The organism is Chryseobacterium aquifrigidense, from assembly GCF_006716485.1.
Lineage (GTDB): Bacteria > Bacteroidota > Bacteroidia > Flavobacteriales > Weeksellaceae > Chryseobacterium > Chryseobacterium vietnamense.
Map to the genome: position 1 here is coordinate 1 of NZ_VFPD01000001.1, position 20,466 is coordinate 20,466.

13 protein-coding genes and 1 rRNA gene are annotated in these 20,466 nt (G+C 36.8%); 12 read left to right on the top strand and 2 right to left on the bottom strand.

The genetic code is table 11. The features are described from left to right. Nucleotides 1–230: 230 nt before the first annotated feature. The 11 genes from rrf to FB551_RS00065 all read left to right on the top strand — a co-directional run bounded on the left by rrf (nt 231) and on the right by FB551_RS00065 (nt 12,209). Nucleotides 231–338: ribosomal RNA gene (rrf, locus tag FB551_RS00010) — 5S ribosomal RNA — on the top strand. Between the two features lie 615 nt (nt 339–953). Further along, nucleotides 954–2,276: a sigma-54-dependent transcriptional regulator gene (locus FB551_RS00020; RefSeq protein WP_142013827.1), complete on the top strand. Its 1,323-nt coding sequence runs from the start codon at nt 954–956 to the stop codon at nt 2,274–2,276. A gap of 353 nt (nt 2,277–2,629) precedes the next feature. After that, nucleotides 2,630–2,707, top strand: a complete 78-nt coding sequence (locus FB551_RS23635; RefSeq protein WP_077415921.1) for a potassium-transporting ATPase subunit F — start codon at nt 2,630–2,632, stop codon at nt 2,705–2,707. Between the two features lie 6 nt (nt 2,708–2,713). Continuing rightward, the gene (kdpA, locus tag FB551_RS00030) at nt 2,714–4,408 is read left to right on the top strand and encodes a potassium-transporting ATPase subunit KdpA (protein WP_142013829.1); all 1,695 of its coding nucleotides are present in this window, start codon (nt 2,714–2,716) and stop codon (nt 4,406–4,408) included. A gap of 177 nt (nt 4,409–4,585) precedes the next feature. Next, entirely contained in the window at nt 4,586–6,625 is a 2,040-nt protein-coding gene (kdpB, locus tag FB551_RS00035) for a potassium-transporting ATPase subunit KdpB (protein WP_142013832.1), read from the top strand. A gap of 10 nt (nt 6,626–6,635) precedes the next feature. Further along, nucleotides 6,636–7,193 (top strand): potassium-transporting ATPase subunit KdpC, encoded by a 558-nt coding sequence (gene kdpC / locus FB551_RS00040; RefSeq protein WP_142013834.1) that lies wholly within the window; start codon nt 6,636–6,638, stop codon nt 7,191–7,193. A 65-nt stretch (nt 7,194–7,258) separates the two neighbouring features. Then, a complete protein-coding gene (locus tag FB551_RS00045) occupies nt 7,259–8,344 on the top strand; it encodes a porin (RefSeq protein WP_185150192.1) in 1,086 nt (361 codons plus the stop codon). 55 nt (nt 8,345–8,399) lie between these two features. Next, nucleotides 8,400–9,509, top strand: a complete 1,110-nt coding sequence (locus FB551_RS00050) for a sensor protein KdpD (protein WP_142013839.1) — start codon at nt 8,400–8,402, stop codon at nt 9,507–9,509. Between the two features lie 5 nt (nt 9,510–9,514). Further along, entirely contained in the window at nt 9,515–11,230 is a 1,716-nt protein-coding gene (locus FB551_RS00055; protein ID WP_142013842.1) for an ATP-binding protein, read from the top strand. A gap of 31 nt (nt 11,231–11,261) precedes the next feature. Further along, the gene (locus FB551_RS00060) at nt 11,262–11,720 is read left to right on the top strand and encodes a hypothetical protein (protein WP_142013845.1); all 459 of its coding nucleotides are present in this window, start codon (nt 11,262–11,264) and stop codon (nt 11,718–11,720) included. A gap of 3 nt (nt 11,721–11,723) precedes the next feature. Next, complete coding sequence (locus FB551_RS00065) at nt 11,724–12,209, top strand: STM3941 family protein (RefSeq protein WP_310022657.1); 486 nt, start codon at nt 11,724–11,726, stop codon at nt 12,207–12,209. An 83-nt stretch (nt 12,210–12,292) separates the two neighbouring features. Here FB551_RS00065 and FB551_RS00070 read toward each other — a convergent pair whose 3' ends face one another. Beyond that, complete coding sequence (locus FB551_RS00070) at nt 12,293–14,758, bottom strand: DUF7619 domain-containing protein (RefSeq protein ID WP_142013847.1); 2,466 nt, start codon at nt 14,756–14,758, stop codon at nt 12,293–12,295. A gap of 182 nt (nt 14,759–14,940) precedes the next feature. After that, nucleotides 14,941–16,947: an NAD-dependent DNA ligase LigA gene (gene ligA, locus FB551_RS00075; RefSeq protein WP_142013850.1), complete on the bottom strand. Its 2,007-nt coding sequence runs from the start codon at nt 16,945–16,947 to the stop codon at nt 14,941–14,943. A 323-nt stretch (nt 16,948–17,270) separates the two neighbouring features. Here ligA and FB551_RS00080 point away from each other — a divergent pair, with 323 nt between their 5' ends. Further along, nucleotides 17,271–20,354, top strand: a complete 3,084-nt coding sequence (locus FB551_RS00080; protein ID WP_142013853.1) for a TonB-dependent receptor — start codon at nt 17,271–17,273, stop codon at nt 20,352–20,354. The last annotated feature ends 112 nt before the right edge of the window (nt 20,355–20,466 follow it).

A 20,466-nucleotide genomic window follows, 5' to 3' on the forward strand; every position in this document is an offset into this window, starting at 1 on the left:
ACGTTGATAGGCTATAGGTGTAAAGACAGTAATGTCATAGCCAAGTAGTACTAATTACCCGTAGATTTATAGTCTATGGTTACTAATATAAACCAAGTGCTTTATGTGCAGTAAAGGTTTTGTCTTTGTGAAAGTTTTTATCGCTTAAAACAGGGAGCAGATGGTAGCAATCAGGAGTCAGGTAACACCTGCGCCTATTACCTACAACCTGTAACCTTATATACCTTCTTTAGGGTGGTTTTAGCGGTGGGGCTCACCTGTTCCCATTCCGAACACAGAAGTTAAGCCCACCAGCGCCGATGGTACTGCTAACGCGGGAGAGTAGGCCGCCGCCAGTTTTTATTTTATTTTTAAAAATCCTTTATCATAACGATAAAGGATTTTTTTTTGCTTTATACCCAGCTCAGGTTTATGGGTAATGGGTAATGGGTAATAAGCAATGAGCAATGAGCAATGAGTAATAGATAATAGATAATAGATAATAGATAATAGATAATAGATGTGACGTAGTAAGCAATCATCAATTATCATTCATCACTTGTCACTTATCGTTCATGTTCCTTCCTAGATTACCGTCTTTAGTATCTTTGCTGATCTATTCCTCTTAATTAAAATGCTTCGACTCCGCTTCAGCATGATAGCGGCTAATACTAACTATATTAACTGCTAAAATGCGTAGACATTATCCTGTGATGTTACAGCCTTTAAACCTTTCATAAATAAGGATTACTTCTACAGAATGATCAAAGGAAATGAAAATCTATTGGGACATCATCCATTCTATAGGAATTTACAAACATCGACTGATCATCCCTTACCAACCCCGGAACTCGCAACCCGAATTAACACCTATTAATCACCATCAAACTATGCACAAAACTATTTCCTTCTATTACCCTATTTTACTCGAATAAATTCAATAAGTTTGTACTAGTTTTCCAAAAATAATGATAATGTCAGGAAATATTCTGATCATCGATGATGAGATCAAACTCCTTAAATTACTAGGAATGATCCTTTCCCAAGAGAATTTTAATGTAAAAGAAGCTTCTACGGCACGTTCGGCGATGACAATGCTGGAGCAATATGAATTTGATGTTGTTCTAAGCGATGTGCGCCTGCCTGATGCTTTTGGAGTAGAGCTTGTGAAGTCTATCAAGAATAAATATCCTCAAATTGAAATTATCCTGATGACGGCATTTGGTAATATTACTGATGCAGTGCAGGCGATGAAAAATGGTGCGTATGATTATTTGGTGAAAGGTGATGATAATGAAAAAATTATCCCATTGGTGTATAAAGCTCTTGAAAAGGTAAAGGATAACAAATCGAGAACGGTGCAGCAGGTTGTCACCAAAGGGTTTGACCAGATCATAGGCAAGTCCCCTTTAATTTTGCAGGCCAAGAAATTGGCTGAAAAAGTGGCTTTAACAGACGCTGCTGTGTTGCTTACAGGGGAAACAGGTACGGGTAAAGAAGTTTTTGCCAGTGCGATTCATGAAGGGAGTGACCGAAAGAAAAACAGCTTTGTAGCGATCAACTGCTCGGCATTCAGTAAAGAGATTCTGGAAAGTGAACTTTTTGGCCATAAACAAGGAGCCTTTACCGGTGCTATGAAGGATAAAAAGGGACTAATTGAAGAAGCTAACGGTGGTACTTTATTTCTGGATGAAATTGGTGAGATGCCGATAGAACTTCAGGCGAAGTTACTTAGAGTTTTGGAAACCAGAGAATTTATCAAAATGGGTGAGACGAAAGTTTCAAAATCTGATTTCAGATTAATCGCAGCTACTAACAGAGATTTGGAAGAAGAAATAAAACAGGGGAATTTCAGAGAAGATCTCTATTTCAGACTGAATGTATTTGAGATTACACTTCCGGCATTAAGAGAAAGAAAAGAAGATTTAAAAGCACTGGCTAAGAATTTTATTGATCTTTTTTCTCATAAACTTCATTTGTCTTCAATTCAGGTAACTCCGGATTATTATAAAGTATTGGAAAAAAACGACTGGAAGGGAAATATTCGTGAATTGAGAAATGCCGTGGAACGAAGTTTAATTTTGATGGATAATAATATCCTTGATGCCGTCAGCCTTCCTCATTATTCTGAAAAAACAGTTCCGGAAAGTGATTCGCTGAGCATCCGTTCCCTGGAAAAGATACATATTCAGAAAGTATTGCAATATACAAAAGGAAATAAAGCGGAAGCAGCCAGATTACTTGAGATTGGTATTGCTACATTATACCGTAAACTGGAAGAATACGGATTGAAATAAACCGATTATCATTTTAATAAAGAGCCTATCATTTTGATAGGCTTTTCTGTTTTTATATGGCTTGATTGTTTGATTTAATAATCTGTAATTCAGTTGTTTATATGTTTGTTTTTAAAGATGGACTTTCTTTTGGCATATAGTCTATGAATAAAATATTTAAAAATGACAATTTCAAGAAAAACGTTTAAAAAACGGGAGCATTCTACTTTTAGTCTGCTGATTGTATCGTACGTATTACTGACTCTTTTAACCCTAATGATTAAGATATGATGCTTATAAGTTTAATCCTGCTTTTTGCAGTGTTGTTTTGGCTTTTATGTAAATCAGTTGAATTTTTTGATAGAATATAAATTATGTGGAGTTTATTTTTCCTCTCAATACTTGCCTTTGTGTATATCTGTTATGTTTTAATAAAACCTGAAAAATTTTAATTGATCATGAATACAGAAATTTTAGGCATTATAGCAATGTTTGCTATTACATTAGTTATCGGAATTTTTTTAGGAAAATATATAGCTAATGTTTATGGATACAAAAAGACTTTTCTTAATCCGGTTTTTGAACCCATTGAAAAGTTAATTTATAAAGTTTCGGGGATTAATCCTGCCCGTCAGATGAATTGGAAGCAGAATATGTACGCCATGCTGGCGATCAACCTTATATGGTTCATCATCGGATTCCTTCTTTTACTTAATCAGGCATGGCTTCCTTTAAATCCTGATGGAAACCCGAATATGTCACCCGATCTGGCTTTTAATACGACCATTTCGTTTTTAGTGAACTGTAATCTACAGCACTATTCGGGAGAAACAGGAGTAAGCTACCTGAGCCAGCTTTATCTGATGTTTTTGCAGTTTGTAACGGCAGCAACAGGGATGGCAGCAATGGCGGTCCTTTTTAAAGCTTTTAAAGAAAAAACAAGCACAGAATTAGGTAATTTCTACGATTTTTTCACAAAATCAATGATAAGAATCCTGGTTCCGATCAGTGTAATTGTTGCTTTAATACTTTCTATCAACGGAAGTCCGATGACTTTTGAAGGAAAAGACCATATCACTACATTGGAAGGTCAGAAGGCTGATGTTTCCAGAGGACCTGTATCTGCGTTTGTTGCAATCAAACACTTAGGAACTAATGGTGGAGGATTTTTTGGAGCGAACTCAGCACATCCGCTTGAAAATCCTAATTATATGACCAACATTACAGAAATGGTCACACAGATGATTATTCCGTTTGCGTTGGTATTTGCACTGGGTTTTTATCTGAATAAAAGAAAACTTTCATGGGTGATCTTTACCGTAATGACAGTTGGTTTCCTGGCGCTTACCATTCCGAATGTTTTGAATGAAACGGCTGGAAATCCTCTGATTACACAAATGGGAACAGATAACAGGCTTGGAGCTATGGAAGGTAAAGAAATACGCTTCGGAAGTGCAGCATCCGGTTATTGGAGTATTGCCACAACGGTAATTTCTACAGGCTCTGTGAACGCTATGCACGATAGTACAATGCCTCTCTCAGGGATGAATGAATTGCTTGCGATGATGATCAACTGTTTCTACGGAGGCTGTGGAGTCGGAATCCTGAACTATTTTATCTTTATCATTCTTGCTGTATTCATCAGTGGTCTGATGGTGGGACGAACTCCGGAATTTATGGGTAAAAAGATTGAAGCCAAAGAAATGAAGATTGCGATGATTGTGGCTTTATTCCATCCTTTTTTAATTCTTGCAGGTACGGCTTTAACGGCTTATCTACCGGAATTCGGAGCAAAAACATTGAATAATCCAGGTTTCCATGGTTTCAGTGAGATGCTGTATGAGTTTACTTCTTCTGCAGCCAATAACGGATCCGGATTTGAAGGACTTGGAGATAATACACCTTGGTGGAATATTTCAACGGGAATTGTGCTTCTATTATCAAGATTCATCCCGATTATAGGCCCTGTTGCTATTGCAGGACTACTCGCACAGAAAAAATATATCCCGGAAAGTTCCGGAACACTGAAAACGGATACAGCTACTTTCGGATTTATGACTCTGGCAGTGATTTTACTGATTGCAGCATTGTCATTCTTCCCTGCATTGACATTAGGCCCTATTGCAGAGCAGATTCAGTATTTCTCAAAATAAAAATGTGAACATTAAAAATTAAAATCAATAATCAACCATTAAGGAAGCCGAAAAGTTAGGAAGCTAGTCTGACAACTTACTGAAACGTTCACTTAATATTATCCATATCTATCCTCATGATCTGGCGGACCTTAATGGTTACTATTGATTTACAATGATATAAATTCTTTCAAAAAAATGAAAAATCAGTCACAAACATTGTTTCAAAGAGATTTGGTCAACGAAGCGATAAAACAGTCTTTCGTAAAGCTGAATCCGAAAATTATGTTTAAAAATCCAGTCATGTTCCTGGTGGAAATCGGAACCATTGTCATGTTTATAGTAAGCATGTTCAGCCTGACTGGTGATAAAACCCAGGGAAGTTTTTCCTATAACTTTTTAGTATTTATTATTTTATTTTTCACGGTTTTGTTTGCCAATTTTGCAGAAGCTATAGCGGAAGCAAGAGGAAAAGCACAGGCTGATACCCTTAGAAAAACAAGGGAAGAAACTCCGGCTAAACTGGTACTTGATAACAAGCCGGGATTTCAGGTAGAAACAAGGCTGAAGATGTCTGCTGAAATGACCTTAGGTGATATTTTCCTTTGCGAAGCCGGAGATCAGATTCCGATGGATGGAGAGATTATTGAAGGTCTTGCTACTATTGATGAATCTGCTATTACCGGAGAAAGTGCACCTGTCATCCGTGAAGCCGGAGGAGACAAAAGTTCTGTAACAGGAGGTACAAAAGTTCTTTCAGACAGAATTAAAGTAAAAGTAACCACAAAACCGGGAGAATCCTTCTTGGATAAAATGATTGCCCTTGTAGAAGGAGCTTCAAGACAGAAAACACCTAACGAAATCGCATTAACCATACTTCTGGCAGGATTTACCCTTACATTTATCATTGTTACCCTCACTTTAAAGCCTTTTGCAGACTATGCGCAGACTCCGATTACCATAGCGGCATTTATATCTCTTTTCGTTTGTCTTATTCCGACAACCATCGGTGGTCTGCTTTCTGCAATCGGGATTGCGGGGATGGACAGGGCTTTGAGAGCGAATGTTATTACCAAAAGTGGTAAAGCCGTAGAAACAGCAGGAGATATTGATGTTCTTTTGCTAGATAAAACAGGAACAATAACGATCGGTAACCGTAAAGCAACGCAGTTCCATCCTGCAAACGGAATCGAACTTGACAAATTTATTAAAGCTTCTGCATTAAGTTCCGTAGCGGATGAAACACCGGAAGGAAAATCAATCATCGAACTGAGTGCTTTGAAATCTGAAGATTTATTAGTTGCTAATCCTACATATATCGATTTTACTGCAGAAACAAGAACTTCAGGAATTGATTTTGACGAAACGAGAATCCGTAAAGGAGCTTATGATACAATAAAAAAACTGACTGAAAAAGCCGGGAATATCTTCCCACAGGAAACCCAGGAGGCGGTAACCAAAATTTCTGAAAACGGAGGAACTCCTCTGGTAGTTTCTGTGAATGAAAAAGTATGGGGTGTTATTGAACTTCAGGATATCATCAAAACCGGAATTCAGGAACGTTTTCAAAGACTGAGAAAAATGGGAGTGAAAACGGTAATGGTAACCGGAGATAACCCTCTGACTGCCAAATTTATCGCAGAAAAAGCTGGAGTAGACGATTTTATTGCTGAAGCCAAGCCTGAGGATAAGATGAATTACATCAAAAAGGAACAGCAGGAAGGTAAACTGGTAGCGATGATGGGAGACGGAACCAATGATGCTCCGGCATTGGCTCAGGCAGATGTAGGTGTAGCCATGAACAGTGGAACACAGGCTGCAAAAGAAGCCGGGAACATGGTAGACCTTGATAATGATCCTACAAAACTGATCGAAATCGTGGAAATCGGAAAGCAGCTGCTGATGACAAGAGGAACTTTGACCACTTTCAGTATTGCAAACGATGTAGCGAAATATTTTGCCATTATTCCAGCACTCTTTATCACTTTTATTCCTTCCCTGCAGAAGCTGAATATTATGAACCTTCACAGCCCGGAAACAGCCATATTATCAGCGGTTATTTTCAATGCGATAATCATTCCGTTCCTGATTCCGCTGGCGTTAAAAGGAGTGGCTTACAAACCGATCGGTGCAAGTGCCTTATTGAGAAGAAACCTTTTGATTTATGGTTTAGGCGGGGTAATCGTTCCGTTTATTGGAATCAAAATCATTGATCTGGTAATCAGTTTATTCTATTAAAATTAAAAAAATGAAAAATCATATTGTTTCAGCATTCAGATTAACGCTTGTAATGCTGGTAGCGACAGGTATTTATCTGGGGGTTGTATATGGAGGTTCTAAAATACTTCCCAACAAAGGAAACGGAGAAATTGTCTATGATAAAGGACAGAAGTTTTATGCCAATATCGGACAGGAATTTAAATCTGAAAAATACTTCCACGGCCGTCCTTCTTCCGTTAATTATAATGCGGCAGGAAGCGGCGGGAGCAACAAAGGACCCAGTAATGAAGAATATCTGGAAACAGTTCAGAAAAGAATTGATACTTTAAAAATGAAAAACCCTGAAATGGGAAATACAAAAATCCCTGTAGAGCTTGTTACGGCAAGTGGAAGCGGTCTGGATCCGGATATTTCTGAAGAAGGAGCTTTGTACCAGGCAAAAAGAGTTGCAAAAGTGAGAAACCTTTCAGAAGAGCAGATCAAAAGCTTAATTAATACTCAGACTGAAAAGCCATTACTAGGACTTTTCGGACCCTCAAAAGTAAATGTTCTGAAGCTTAACCTTGCTTTGGATCAATTAAAATAATAAATTTAATAATCAACCATGTCAAGGCTTTAAACCTTGACATGGTTAATACCCCCAAATTAAAAGTGAAAAAATATCTAGCTATAGCTGCGCTGTCAGGGCTGTTTTTAGCCAAAGCACAATCATCAGATTCATTGAAAATAGGAAATAAAGTTACGTTTTCCGCTTATGCAGAACTCTTTTACACCTACGATTTTAATGAGCCTGGAAATCATATGCGTCAAAATTTTCTCTACTCCTATAACAGACATAATGAAATGAATCTTAACCTGGGATTGGTTAAAGCCAATTACCAGAGTGAAAATATCCGTGCTAATCTAGCTTTAATGGCAGGAACTTATGCTCAGGATAATATGGCTGCCGAGCAAAATGCATTGCGTTATATAAACGAAGCCAATGTAGGAATCAGAATATCAAAGAATAAAAATCTATGGATTGATGCAGGGATCATGCCTTCACATATCGGTTGGGAAAGTGCTATAGGAAAAGATAATGTGAATCTGACAAGAAGTTTAGCCGCTGAAAACTCGCCGTATTTTGAAACCGGAGCAAAAATTTCCTACACTTCAGATAACGGAAAATGGTTTGTAAGCGGATTGGTCTTGAACGGATGGCAGCGTATTGCGAAACCGGAAGGAAATCAGAGTATTTCTTTCGGACATCAGCTGACGTATAAGCCGAATGATAAAATTACTTTGAACAGCAGTTCATTCATAGGAAATGATAAAGCAAAAGAAGACAAAAGGATGCGTTATTTCCATGATTTGTATGGAAGCTTCCAGATAACTGATCAGTTTTACGCTGTATTAGGATTTGATATCGGAGCTGAGCAGAAGTCAAAAGGCAGCGAGCAGTATAATATCTGGTACAGCCCAAATGTATTAATGAAATATCAATTAGATAATAAATGGGCGCTGGCAGGACGGCTGGAATATTATAACGATAAAAACGGAGTGATTATCAATACAGAAACGCCCAATGGATTTCAAACTTTCGGATATTCTTTCAATGTAGATTATGCAATATTCAAAAATGTAGTTTTCCGCACAGAAGCGAGAGGTTTTACTTCCAAAGATGCCATTTTCGCTAAAAATGATGAATTCAGAAAAGGGAATTTCTTTATAACATCGAGTTTAGCGGTCTGGTTTTAAATCGATTTAGCCACAAAAAATAGTGTTTAAAGTAAAATTAAAAAGAATAAAATCAATGTCATCAGCAAAAGATTTTTTAGAACTGATTCAAAAATCCCGTAAAGGAAAATTCAAAATTTATATCGGGATGAGTGCAGGGGTAGGAAAGAGTTTCCGTATGCTTCAGGAAGCGCATTCCCTTTTGCGAAATGGCATTGATGTAAAAATCGGGTATATTGAAACGCATGGACGGGAAGAAACGGTAGCTCTGGTGGAAGGCCTTCCTCAAATTGAAAGAAAATCTGTCTTTTATAAAGGAAAGAACCTTGAAGAAATGGATCTTCAGTCCATTATCAATGAACATCCTGAAGTGGTTTTAGTGGACGAACTGGCACATACCAATGTAGAAGGTTCCAAAAATAAAAAAAGATGGCAGGACGTACTGGAAATCCTTGATAACGGCATCAATGTTATTAGTGCGATGAATATCCAGCACATTGAAAGTCTGAATGAGGAGGTAAAGAAAATCACAGGAGTGGAAGTAACAGAACGTGTCCCGGATAAGATACTGGCACTCGCAGATGAAGTTGTAAATATAGACCTTACCGCTGATGAACTGCTGACCCGATTGAAAGAAGGAAAAATCTATAAAAAGGAAAAAATTCAGACAGCACTCAGTAATTTCTTCCAGAGCGGACATATTCTACAGCTTCGTGAGCTGGCTTTAAAAGAAGTAGCCACCCACGTGGAAAGAAAGGTAGAAACAGAGATCAAAACCGAAAATTTTAAACCCATAAAATTCCTGGCCTGCATCAGCAGTAATGAGAAAATTGCTAAAACAATTATCCGGAAAACAGCAAGGTTAGCCAGCTATTATAACAGTCCATGGACTGTTTTATATGTTCAGAAACCTTCAGAAAATCCGGAAAAAATAGCGTTGGATAAACAGCGGTATTTAATTAATAATTTTAATTTAGCACAGGAATTAGGTGCCAAAGTAGTCAGGATCAAAGAGAGCAGTGTTCATAACGGAATTCTGGAATATGTGATTGCCCACAATATTACTACGGTCTGCATTGGAAAACCCCATGCCAGTTTCTGGCAGCGAATGTTGGGATACAGCTGGATTTATACCCTGATGAACAGGCTGAATGAAAGACAGATAGATATTATTATTTTATCATAAAAATAATGAAACTTAAAACGAAACTTACCTTAGGCGTCGGCCTTTTATTTTTACTGATTGTTCTGCTTTCAGTGATAGGTTCTGTATACATCAATAAATTAAAATCGGATACTGAAAAAATTCTGACGGCCAATTACAACAGCCTGGAATTTTCTAAAAATATGCTGCTGGCACTGGATAATATCAGTACAGACAGTACTGTGGCGGTAGCCGATTTTCAAAAAAACAATAAACTTCAGGAAAAGAACCTTACCGAATTTGGAGAAAAAGAAGCCACTCAGAATCTGAACCTTCATTTCAATAGCTATCTGAAAGCACCGGATATTCATAAAGAAAAACTCATCCGTGAAGATCTTTCAAAGATTATGTCTTTGAATATGAAAGGGATTGAACGAAAGAGTGATATCGCTATTATTACAGCTGAAAATGCTACTTTCTGGATTGTAAGTTTAGGAACCGTATGCTTTCTGATTGCTTTTATTCTGCTTTTCAATTTACCACAAACCATTGCAGAGCCTATCAATCAGCTTACTTTCAGTATCAAACAGATTGCTGATAAAAACTACAGCGAGAGAGTTCATTTCAAAGGAAGTGAAGAATTTAACAGTCTGGCGGAGTCCTTCAACAGTATGGCGGAAAAACTTCAGGAGTACGAAAGCAGTACACTTTCCAAGCAGCTGATGGATAAAAAACGTATCGAAACCTTGGTTAATAATATGCATGATGCAGTTATTGGGCTGGACGAGAATCATTTTATCTATATGATCAATGATGAAGCACTGAAGATTACCAATCTCCATAAGGAAGATATTATTGGAAAAACAGCTCATGAGGTTGCTGTTAACAACGATCTGATGCGTGAGCTGCTGAAAAATATAGATCATCCGGTAAAAGATCCGATTAAGATTGTTCGTGATAACAAAGAAAACTATTTTGAACAGGATATTATTCCCATCAATATTGTAAAAACAGGCGAAAAAGAGAAAAAATATATCGGAAAGGTAATCTTACTGAGAAATATTACCCCTTTCAAAGAACTGGATTTTGCCAAAACCAATTTTATTGCCACCATTTCCCATGAACTGAAAACTCCGATCTCAGCTATCAAGATGGGTGTGCAGCTTCTTGGAAACCAAAAGTTCGGGGAACTGAACGAGCAGCAGCAGGAATTATTGAAAAGCATCAATGAAGATGGACAGCGATTATTGGATATCACAGGTGAATTGCTTAATCTTTCTCAGGTAGAATCCGGAAATATCAGATTGACTGTAGAGAAATGTTCCCCTAAAGAAATCGTACAAACTGCTGTAAAAAATGTTGAAAAGCTTGCCGAGCAGAAAAATATTTCCATCAGCACAGAATATCTTCTGGAAGAAAGTGATGCTGTAACTGCTGATTTTGATAAAACAGTCTGGGTAATGAATAACTTTCTTACCAATGCGGTGAAACACTCTTTTCAGGATGAAAATATTAAGATTGTGGTAGAAAAACAGAACTCATTCATTCAGTTCAGTATTATTGACACCGGAAGCGGAATTGATGAAAAATACCACCGCCAGATCTTTGACCGTTATTTTCAGGTTCCCGGCGAACACCAAAATGGAACAGGTTTGGGCTTGGCTATTTCAAAAAATTTCATTGAAAAGCAGCATGGAGAAATAGGAGTGAAGAGTTCTCTGAATAACGGAAGTACATTTTATTTCAGACTGCCGGTTTCTTAAGGATTATTTTATATTTGCGATAAAAATAACAATGAGAAAAACTTTAGCGTTCTTATTATTTTCAGTTTTACTGAGTGTTCACGTCTCTGCACAGACATTCACAGTAGAACAGCTTAAAGGTTTCAATAAACTCACAATGGATGAGTTTAAAAAGGAAATGAAACAGCTGAAGTTCAGATTTTATGACAAAACTGAAGGCTTAGGTTTCGTTTTAACCGAATATGATTCCCCAGACTATACCTCAAAAATCGGAAAGTTTGAATACAAAGAAGAAAAATCAGAAGACAGAATTGAATTTGAGTTTAAAGACAAGACAGAGTATAATCAATATCTTAAACTGATATTATCAGCCGGATATCAAGAAACTGAAAAAGGGAAGATCATTACCAAAGAACCCTATGTAGATTACTACAGGAATAAAGAACATATCAGGATGATTTTGCCTAAAGCAGGGCAAAAAAATCCATACACTATTATCGTTTTCAAATAAAGTATGATTCAATTGAACTCAATAAAAGTAAATGAGATTCACTTTTATTCAAATAAGATAAAAAGTCTTATAATGTTTATTATTTCATCTGTTTTCATTTTTATTTTTTTTAATAATGATTTGGAAAACGAGGGATTAGGAACAATAATCATTTTTTATCTGGGATTTTTACTTTTCTCATTTGGATTTGTTTATTCAATACTGCTGTTATTTCGGACAAAGCCATTGTTAACAATTACTGATAAGCAGATTATAATTTATAACTTATTGAGAAAACCTACAACGATCAATTTTGAAGATATTTTGTCATTTTATATTTCAAATACAACATTTCGGGGAATAAAAACAAATGAGTCTATTTGTATTGCCATAAAAGATGATCCTTTTGGCAGAAAAGGAAATATTATAAATACAAACCTGTTGAATGTGAAAACAAATGCTTTGTTGGAAGAATTGAATTGTAGAAGAGCTATTATTTGTAAGAGGTAAGAGATAGCTAAAAGAAAAGTAATCAGGAGAAAATAAAAAAGCTGCGAAAATTATTCGCAGCTTTTTTTATAACATTCGTGAGTTTACTCCTTAATAAACTTCTGTACAATTACTTTGTCTTTCAAGAAAACTTTAAGAATATAGTTTCCTTTAGAAAGTTCAGAAACAGGAATGGAGTTTCCTTTTACATTTGTTGAACTGATAATTCTTCCGGCTGCATCATAGATTTCAGCTTTTACAATTTCATTTTTAGATTGAATATGTAAAATATCTCTTACCGGATTCGGGTAAACAGCAATAATAGAGTTTTCTTTATTGATTTCAGCTGTTGCCAGTACATTCTGAACGCTTGTTGTATAAGTATTGGTAACAATCGGGTTATTGTAATCGAAATAGATTTTTGCAGTATTGCTAAAGCTGTCACCAAGACTTAAGGTAGATTTTGTTTTGATTTTAAATGATACATATCCATCGTTATTGGCATTATCAAAAGGCAGTTGAATATTTTCAAAAATAAATTCTACGGTATTCGGATTGGTAATTCTTGTTACAAAATTGTGACTTCCATTCAATGCGACTAAACTTGTTAGGTCGAATTTAGAAGTATCAATAACATCTTTTACCACAATATTCTGTGCATTTGCGGTTCCTGTATTTTCAAATCTGATCAGATAATGTACATAATCTCCTACCTGGGTTTGTGCAATAGTAGTTCCTTCAAGACAAGTCTTATCATTCGGGTCAAAAGAATTGACAACCGTTTGGTTCAATGTGAAGTTATTATCAGCAGGCGTTTCATCGGTAGCGCCATTGATTTGTGCTGCATAATGTAAAATATCACCTCCATTGAGTGGTGGAGTCTGTGTTGGGGTATTTAATTTCAGCGTTACAGTAATTTCTTTGGTTTCAAAAGGGAGAAGATTCGTGAAATTCCAGTTCAACATACCACTAGATTGAGAGCCTGGAGATGTCGTTGCACTCAGATAATTCATCAGGTTATTATTGAAATTAAAAACTATATTTCCCGACTGAGGTGCAGTGCCTTTGTTTTTATAGATGATTTTATATTTTGATTCAAAACCAGGTGAAGCTGCTGTTACAGGAATAATCATCACTTCTAAATCATGATGAACTCCATTAGCTGCCAAACAGAAATTTTGGGCTACAGGACTAGGCTGATTGGGAAAGGTTACGCTTATGGAAGGTGGAGTGACTGTAAAATAATTAGGGTTTTCTAACACAGGGGTAAGGGTATGTGTTCCTGCCTGTAGTGGGATTGAATAATTAGCTGAAGTATTTCCTATGAAACTTCCTGAAGTATTTCCACTTGTAATATTAAATTTTTGCAACGCTTTACCCGGATCACCGATGTCACAGCCATTATTGTTACTGTCATATTTTGTATTTCCCTGAACCACATAGAAGATTCCGCCCGGAGTAAATGAGCAATAATTTGTTGTTTTATAAGTGGAGTAAAAATAGGGAGAACTATCTATTATACTTTGTATCATATCCTGTTCATTGTAATCACAGCAAATTACAAGATTGGGATTAAAAACGATACCTGTTCCGCTATTTTGCTGAACTTTACCGTTTTTTAAATTAAGAAAACTCATATTGTTTGAGCTGCAGTTGATATTATAAAATTCAGGGTTTTGGGATAGATCAAGAGATTGAATTGAATTATTATTGCAGTTGAGTGTATTTAAAAGAGGATATATGGAAAGATTGAGGCTTGTGAGCTGATTATATCCGCAATAAATAATTTTCATATCGGGACAACCGGGCATACTTAAGCTTGTTAAGTGATTGTTTTCACAGTAAACAACACGAAGGTTGCTCTGATTTTGAATATTGAGAGCTGATAGGTTATTTTTGCTGACATCTATGATCTCCATATTGGAATTTGCAAAGTTAATGGACGAAAGCAAAGTATTGTTCTTCAGGTAAAAAACAAAAATATTCTGCAGATTGGAAGCATCAAATGTTGTCAGTTGTGTCTTTTCTATATCCAATTCCACAATATGTGAAGATCCGGAAATATTGATATTCGCTAAAGGGGTATTAAAAATGTACAAATATTTTAAAGAAAGTCTATTCTGCAAATCCAATGAAGTTATTGCTGTATTATTGCAGTAAAACCTGTATAGATTGTTACAGTTGGTAAGATTCAGGGAAGTTAGTTGAAACATTGCATCTAAGCTTAATTCTGATAGAAAAGGATTAGAGCTCAGATTTAGGGATGATATATTATTCCCGGAAATATCCAGCTCTCCTAAATTCCCAAAGGCAGAGATTCCTGTCAGATCTGAAATTCCTCCACCATAAAGTCGTAGTCTTCCTACCTGTAAAGCTTCGGATACTTCAATTTCTCCATTGTTATTCGTATCAATTTTCATGTTAAAATTACCGGAATTTGTTGATGCGATACTATTGGTAATGTCTGCTGACAATAATTTTGCTTTAAAATTAGCATCCGGAATATTGACAATCTGTGACTGAAGGATAGAAAATACAGTCAACAGAATAACTGAGTAGAGTTTTTTCATGGTTTAGGTAATTGGGTTTTAGTTTTTTATTATTTGATTATAAATCAAACGCAAATGTAAACTTTTACACGAATATTTTATTATTTTTTATGTTTGAATTCAAAACACTTATTTCAAAAATGAAAATAAAAAAGACTGTGATAGATTTCACAGTCTTATATAAATGATTAAACCATTATTCTTTATTGCTTTTCAATCAAATCCAGAAACTGCTGCTCATCCAGAATCGTAATTGTTCCGATATCCTGAGCTTTTTTTAGTTTACTTCCGGCTTTTTCACCTACTACAAGATAGTTGAGGTTTTTTGAAACTGCAGAAATATTTTTTCCGCCATGCTTTTCTACCATTTCCTCAGCAGATTCTCTGGTAAATAAAGATAATTTTCCGGTGAACAGGAATGTTTTTCCTTCCAGAACGTTGGACAAAACTTCATTAGTACTTTCTCCTTTCTCAAGCTGTACTCCGTAAGATTTCAATCTTTCGATCATCAATACATTTTCAGAATTCTGGAAGAAATCAACAATGCTCACTGCAATTTTAGCTCCGATGTCTTCTACCTGACAAAGCTCTTCTACCGTGGCATTCTTTAATTCTTCAATAGTCGGGAAGTTTTTGACCAGTTTCTTGGCAACAGTTTCTCCCACATGTTTGATCCCGATTCCATATAAAACTTTTTCAAAAGGAATTTCTTTGGATTTTTCAATTCCTGTGATGATATTCTGAGCAGATTTCTCAGCCATTCTTTCCAGTGGAAGAAGCTGTTCTTTTGTCAAAACATAGAAGTCAGCAGGGTTTTCAATCAATCTTTCTCTGTAAAGCTGTTCAATCGTTTCACTTCCAAGATTATCAATATTCAATGCTTTTCTGGAAACATAGTGGATCATTCTTCCCACTACCTGTGGAGGGCAGTGAAGCTCGTTCGGACAGAAATGAATAGCCTGATCTTCAATTTTTATCAGCTCAGTACCACATTCAGGGCAATGTTTGATGTATTCAATTTCTCTGCTTTCTTCCGTTCTTTTATCCGTGTTTACCCCTACAATTTTCGGAATAATTTCACCTCCTTTTTCTACATAAACGAAATCATGCTCATGAAGATCCAGCTTTTTGATGATATCTTCATTATGAAGAGAAGCTCTTTTTACGATGGTTCCGGCCAGTAAAACAGGTTTTAAATTCGCAACAGGAGTAATGGCACCTGTTCTTCCCACCTGATATGAAACACTTTGAAGTTCCGTCTCTACTTTTTCTGCTTTAAACTTATAAGCCATTGCCCAACGGGGAGATTTGGCCGTATATCCAAGCTGTCTTTGTTGCTGTAAAGAATTTACTTTTAAAACAATACCGTCTATTTCAAATGGCAGATTATGACGTTCAGTATCCCAGAAAGTAATAAATTCCTGCACCTCAGCCATGGTTTTACATAATTTTGCCTGCTGGGAAGTTTTGAAGCCCCAGCTCTGAGCTTTCTGAAGCAGTTCCCAATGGGTTTCAGCAGGAACTTCATCAGAAATAAACTGGTATAATACAGAGGAAAGTCCGCGTTTTCTTACCTCAGCGCTGTCCTGCATTTTCAAACTTCCGCTGGCAGTATTTCTTGGATTCATGAAAGGATCAAGTCCTTCTTCTTCGCGGAGTTTATTGATTTTATCAAAGTTTTTTCGGGTCAGATAAATTTCACCACGCATAAAAAAATGAGCGGGGAAATCACCTTTTAAAGTCAAAGGAATATCTGAAATGGTACGTACATTCGGGGTAATTTCATCACCCTGGAAGCCGTCACCACGGGTAACTGCCTGTGAAAGCTTTCCGTTTTCATAAAGGATAGAAATAGACGCACCGTCATACTTCAGCTCAGCAACAAACTCTACGGGATCTTCAATGGTTTTGATGATTCTTTTTTCCCAGTCTTCCAGATCATCAAAATCATAGGAATTATCCAGAGAATACATCCTGAATTTATGCTGAATGGTAGGGAAAACCTTAGTAACACCACCACCTACACGTACCGTAGGAGAATTTTCATCATAAAATTCCGGATATTTTGCCTCCAGACCCTGTAGTTCCTCCAGAAGCATATCGAATTCAAAATCCGTAATGGTGGGAGTATCCAGTTGATAATAATTGTGATTATGCTGGTGAAGCTCTTTCCGGAGCTGTTCTATCTTTTGTTGAATGTTTTCAGACATTGCTTTTCTATCTTTTGAGCAAAAATAACTAAAGTAATTGCATTTAAAAAATAACAGAATAAAATAGTACTGGAAAATTAAAAATGCTTAATACACCTTAAGAGGCTGGTTTTACAATAAATAAAACACTCGTTTAAAGTAATTTAACATAACGTTCTGATTTAATTAAAAAAATGTTAAAGCTTTCTTAAACATCCCGCTGTTAAAGTCAAAATACCTTTGCACATCTGATTAAAGAAACCTCATAATGATTTATCAGTGTGAAAATCAAAGAGGTTTCCTGGCGAATATCAAAAAATTAATCATAAAGATCTTCGGAAGAAATGAAAAAAGTAAAGATTGTACTGGGATTATTGTTTTTAGGGCTTGGGACAATGGCTTATGCACAGACCACGCAGGCTTCTATTGTAGGGAAAGTTACCGGACCGGGAAGTACGGCTCAGGAAAAAGTGAAAGTGACGATCGTAAATGAGTCCACAGGATTCAGAACGGAAACGGAAACCAACTCAAAAGGGGAATATATTTTTAAAGAAATTCCTCTTGGAGGGCCTTACACTGTCATTGTAAACGATGATAAAAAAGAAGGTTACAGTGTGAATTTCGGTGATCAGGTGACTGTCAATATGGACCTGGGGAACGAAAAGGCTATTGAGGAAGTAAAAATTACAGGAAACCTTAAAAACAAGATCGGAAACCTGGGAGCAGCCACAGCAATTTCTGCTAAAAACATCAGTATACTTCCGGTGAATGGAAGAAACTTCACCAACCTTACGGAACTGTCCCCGCTAAGTGGAAAAGGAGGAAACCTTTCCGGCCAGCTTGGATCGTCCACCAACTTTACGATTGATGGGATGACCGCAAAAAATCCCACTTCTGCAGGATCTACTACCAGCCGAAGCGGTGCACCGTTTTCAATTTCCATTGAAGCAGTACGTGAATTCAAAATCACAACCAACCAATATGACGTTACATTGGGAAGAAGTGGAGGAGGAACCGTAAGTGCTGTTACCAAATCAGGAACCAATAAATTTTCAGGAAGTGCATGGGAATATTTAAGAACCAACTGGCTTTCCAGTCCATATGACATCAGAGGAAACAAAAGAGATAATGATTTCTCTACTTCCCAGTTCGGGTTTTCATTAGGTGGACCCATCATTAAAAATAAATTACACTTCTTCGTAGCATGGGATCACCAGCTGGATTCAAGACCATTGGTGATTGCGGATATCAAATCTCCGGATGATGAGAAGAGATTCAATACCACCACGCAGACGCTTAATCAGTTTGTGGATATTGCCAGAGCAAAATATGGAGTAGGAAGCGGTCCTCAGTTTGGAAGTTTTGACAAAGTAAGAAACTCGGATGCCGGATTTTTACGTTTAGACTGGCAGATCAATGAGAAAAATTTATTGACATTAAGAAATAACTTTACCTATGACCTTAATAAAAACGGACTGGGTGACAATACCAATATCAATTTCTTTGAATCTTATGGAAATGATAAAAACCTTGACAACAGCTTATTATTAACCTTAAGATCAAACCTGCAGCCTAATTTAACTAACGAATTAAAGGCGCAGTATCTTTATACTTTCCAGGACAGTTATCAGAACAATCAATTAGGAAAACCTGTTCCGAGGGCTATAGTTGAAGGAGTATCTTCCAGTGCAGGATCTACGAATATTCAGATCGGAGGACACCGTTTTGCCCAGGAAAGCTTTAGAAATAATGTATTCCAGATCGTAGATAATCTATATTACAATACCGATAAAGTAAAGTATACTTTCGGGGCAGATCTTATGTATACAACCGCAAAATCGGTATACGGAAGTGAGGTTAACGGAAGATTCCACTTCCAGGGAATGAGTAATTTTGATGCAATGACCCCTTACCGATTCTACAGAGAAGTTCCTTTGATGGCCGATCCGTCTGTAAGATCAAACATCTGGAACATCGGTCTTTATGGGCAATTCCAGACCAAAGTGGCCAAAGGGCTTGATTTAATGGCTGGTTTAAGATTAGACTACAGTGGTTACCCGAAAGCAGAATTCAACCAGAAGCTGTTTGATGAAATGGGAATCAGAACAGATAATCAGATCAAATCATTCGTAATCCAGCCAAGATTCCAGTTTGACTGGAATATCAATGAAGGAAACAAAGACTTCCTGAAGTTCGGTGCCGGAATTTTCTCTTCTGATATCAACAATTACATGATTATCAACAACCTTGTATTCGATGGAAAGCATCTGGCTACAGTGGATGTAACCGGTAAAGATGTTCCGTTCCCGGATTTCAACAGTTACAGAAATGATTATGGATCGGTTCCATCTCTTTCCCAGAAGCAGATTCCAACCATTAACTATACGGGTAAAGATGCAAAAATTCCAATTGTTTATAAAGCGAATATTTCCTATACCCATTTCTTCAATGAAAGATTCAGAGCGGGAATCGCAGGATACATGGCTTTAGGTAGAAATAATTATTACTACTACGACAGAAACATGGTTGCCAATCCATTCTTTACCTTAGCTAATGAAGGAGGAAGAGGAGTATTTATCCCTACAGGTGCCATTACCAATAATGCTAATAACAGTGTAAGCTTCGACTGGAAACAGGGCAGAATCAATAATAATTTCGGAAGAGTACTCGAATTGGTGAGCGATGGTAAAGTAAACCAGTTCTCATTCGTCATTGATACAAGTTACCGTTACTGGAAAGACGGAGAAATCACCGCAAGTTATACATGGTCTGATATTAAAGACAATACTTCATATAACGGAAACGTAGCCAACTCTGCAACATTGTCTACGATGATTCAGAGTGATCCGAGAGATTTAAGAATGACCTATTCTGACAATCAGTTCCGTAATAAAGTGGTTATCTATGGAAACTCTCCTACCATTGCAGGCTTTACAGTAGGAATCAGATATTCTGGAATCGGGGGAACCCGTTTCTCAGCAACAACAGGAGGGAATATCAACGGAGACTTTGTTGATTCCAACGACCTTGCTTTTATCTTCCCGAATCTTACCCAATCCGTTCTGGATGATCCACAGGTGGGGCAGGCTCTGAAGGATTATATCAATGAATATAACGGAAAAATAGCAGAACGTAACGGAGGTAAAAATGGTTTCTATGGAGTTTGGGACGTTCGTGTAGCGAAAAAAATTAAATTTGATAAAGTAGGAGCTTTCGAACTTTCTGTAGATATCTTCAACGTAGCAAACCTTCTTAATAAAGAATGGGGTGTCAACAACTCATATGGAAATACCTCTCTGTATAAAGTAACAAGATTCAATAAAGATACGATGCAGTACGAATACACCAAAAACGTAAGTGGAGGAGGTCTGGTTCCAATGACAGGAAATCCATACCAGATCCAAATCGGTGCGAAATACAGTTTCTAACTTTTACCTTTGTTAACCACTGAAGACATAAAAGAATTGAGCCGGCTATTGTAATGTCACTTAGCTGAGTCCGTAAATCTTTTATGTCTTTGTGGTTTTCATTTTTTAATAA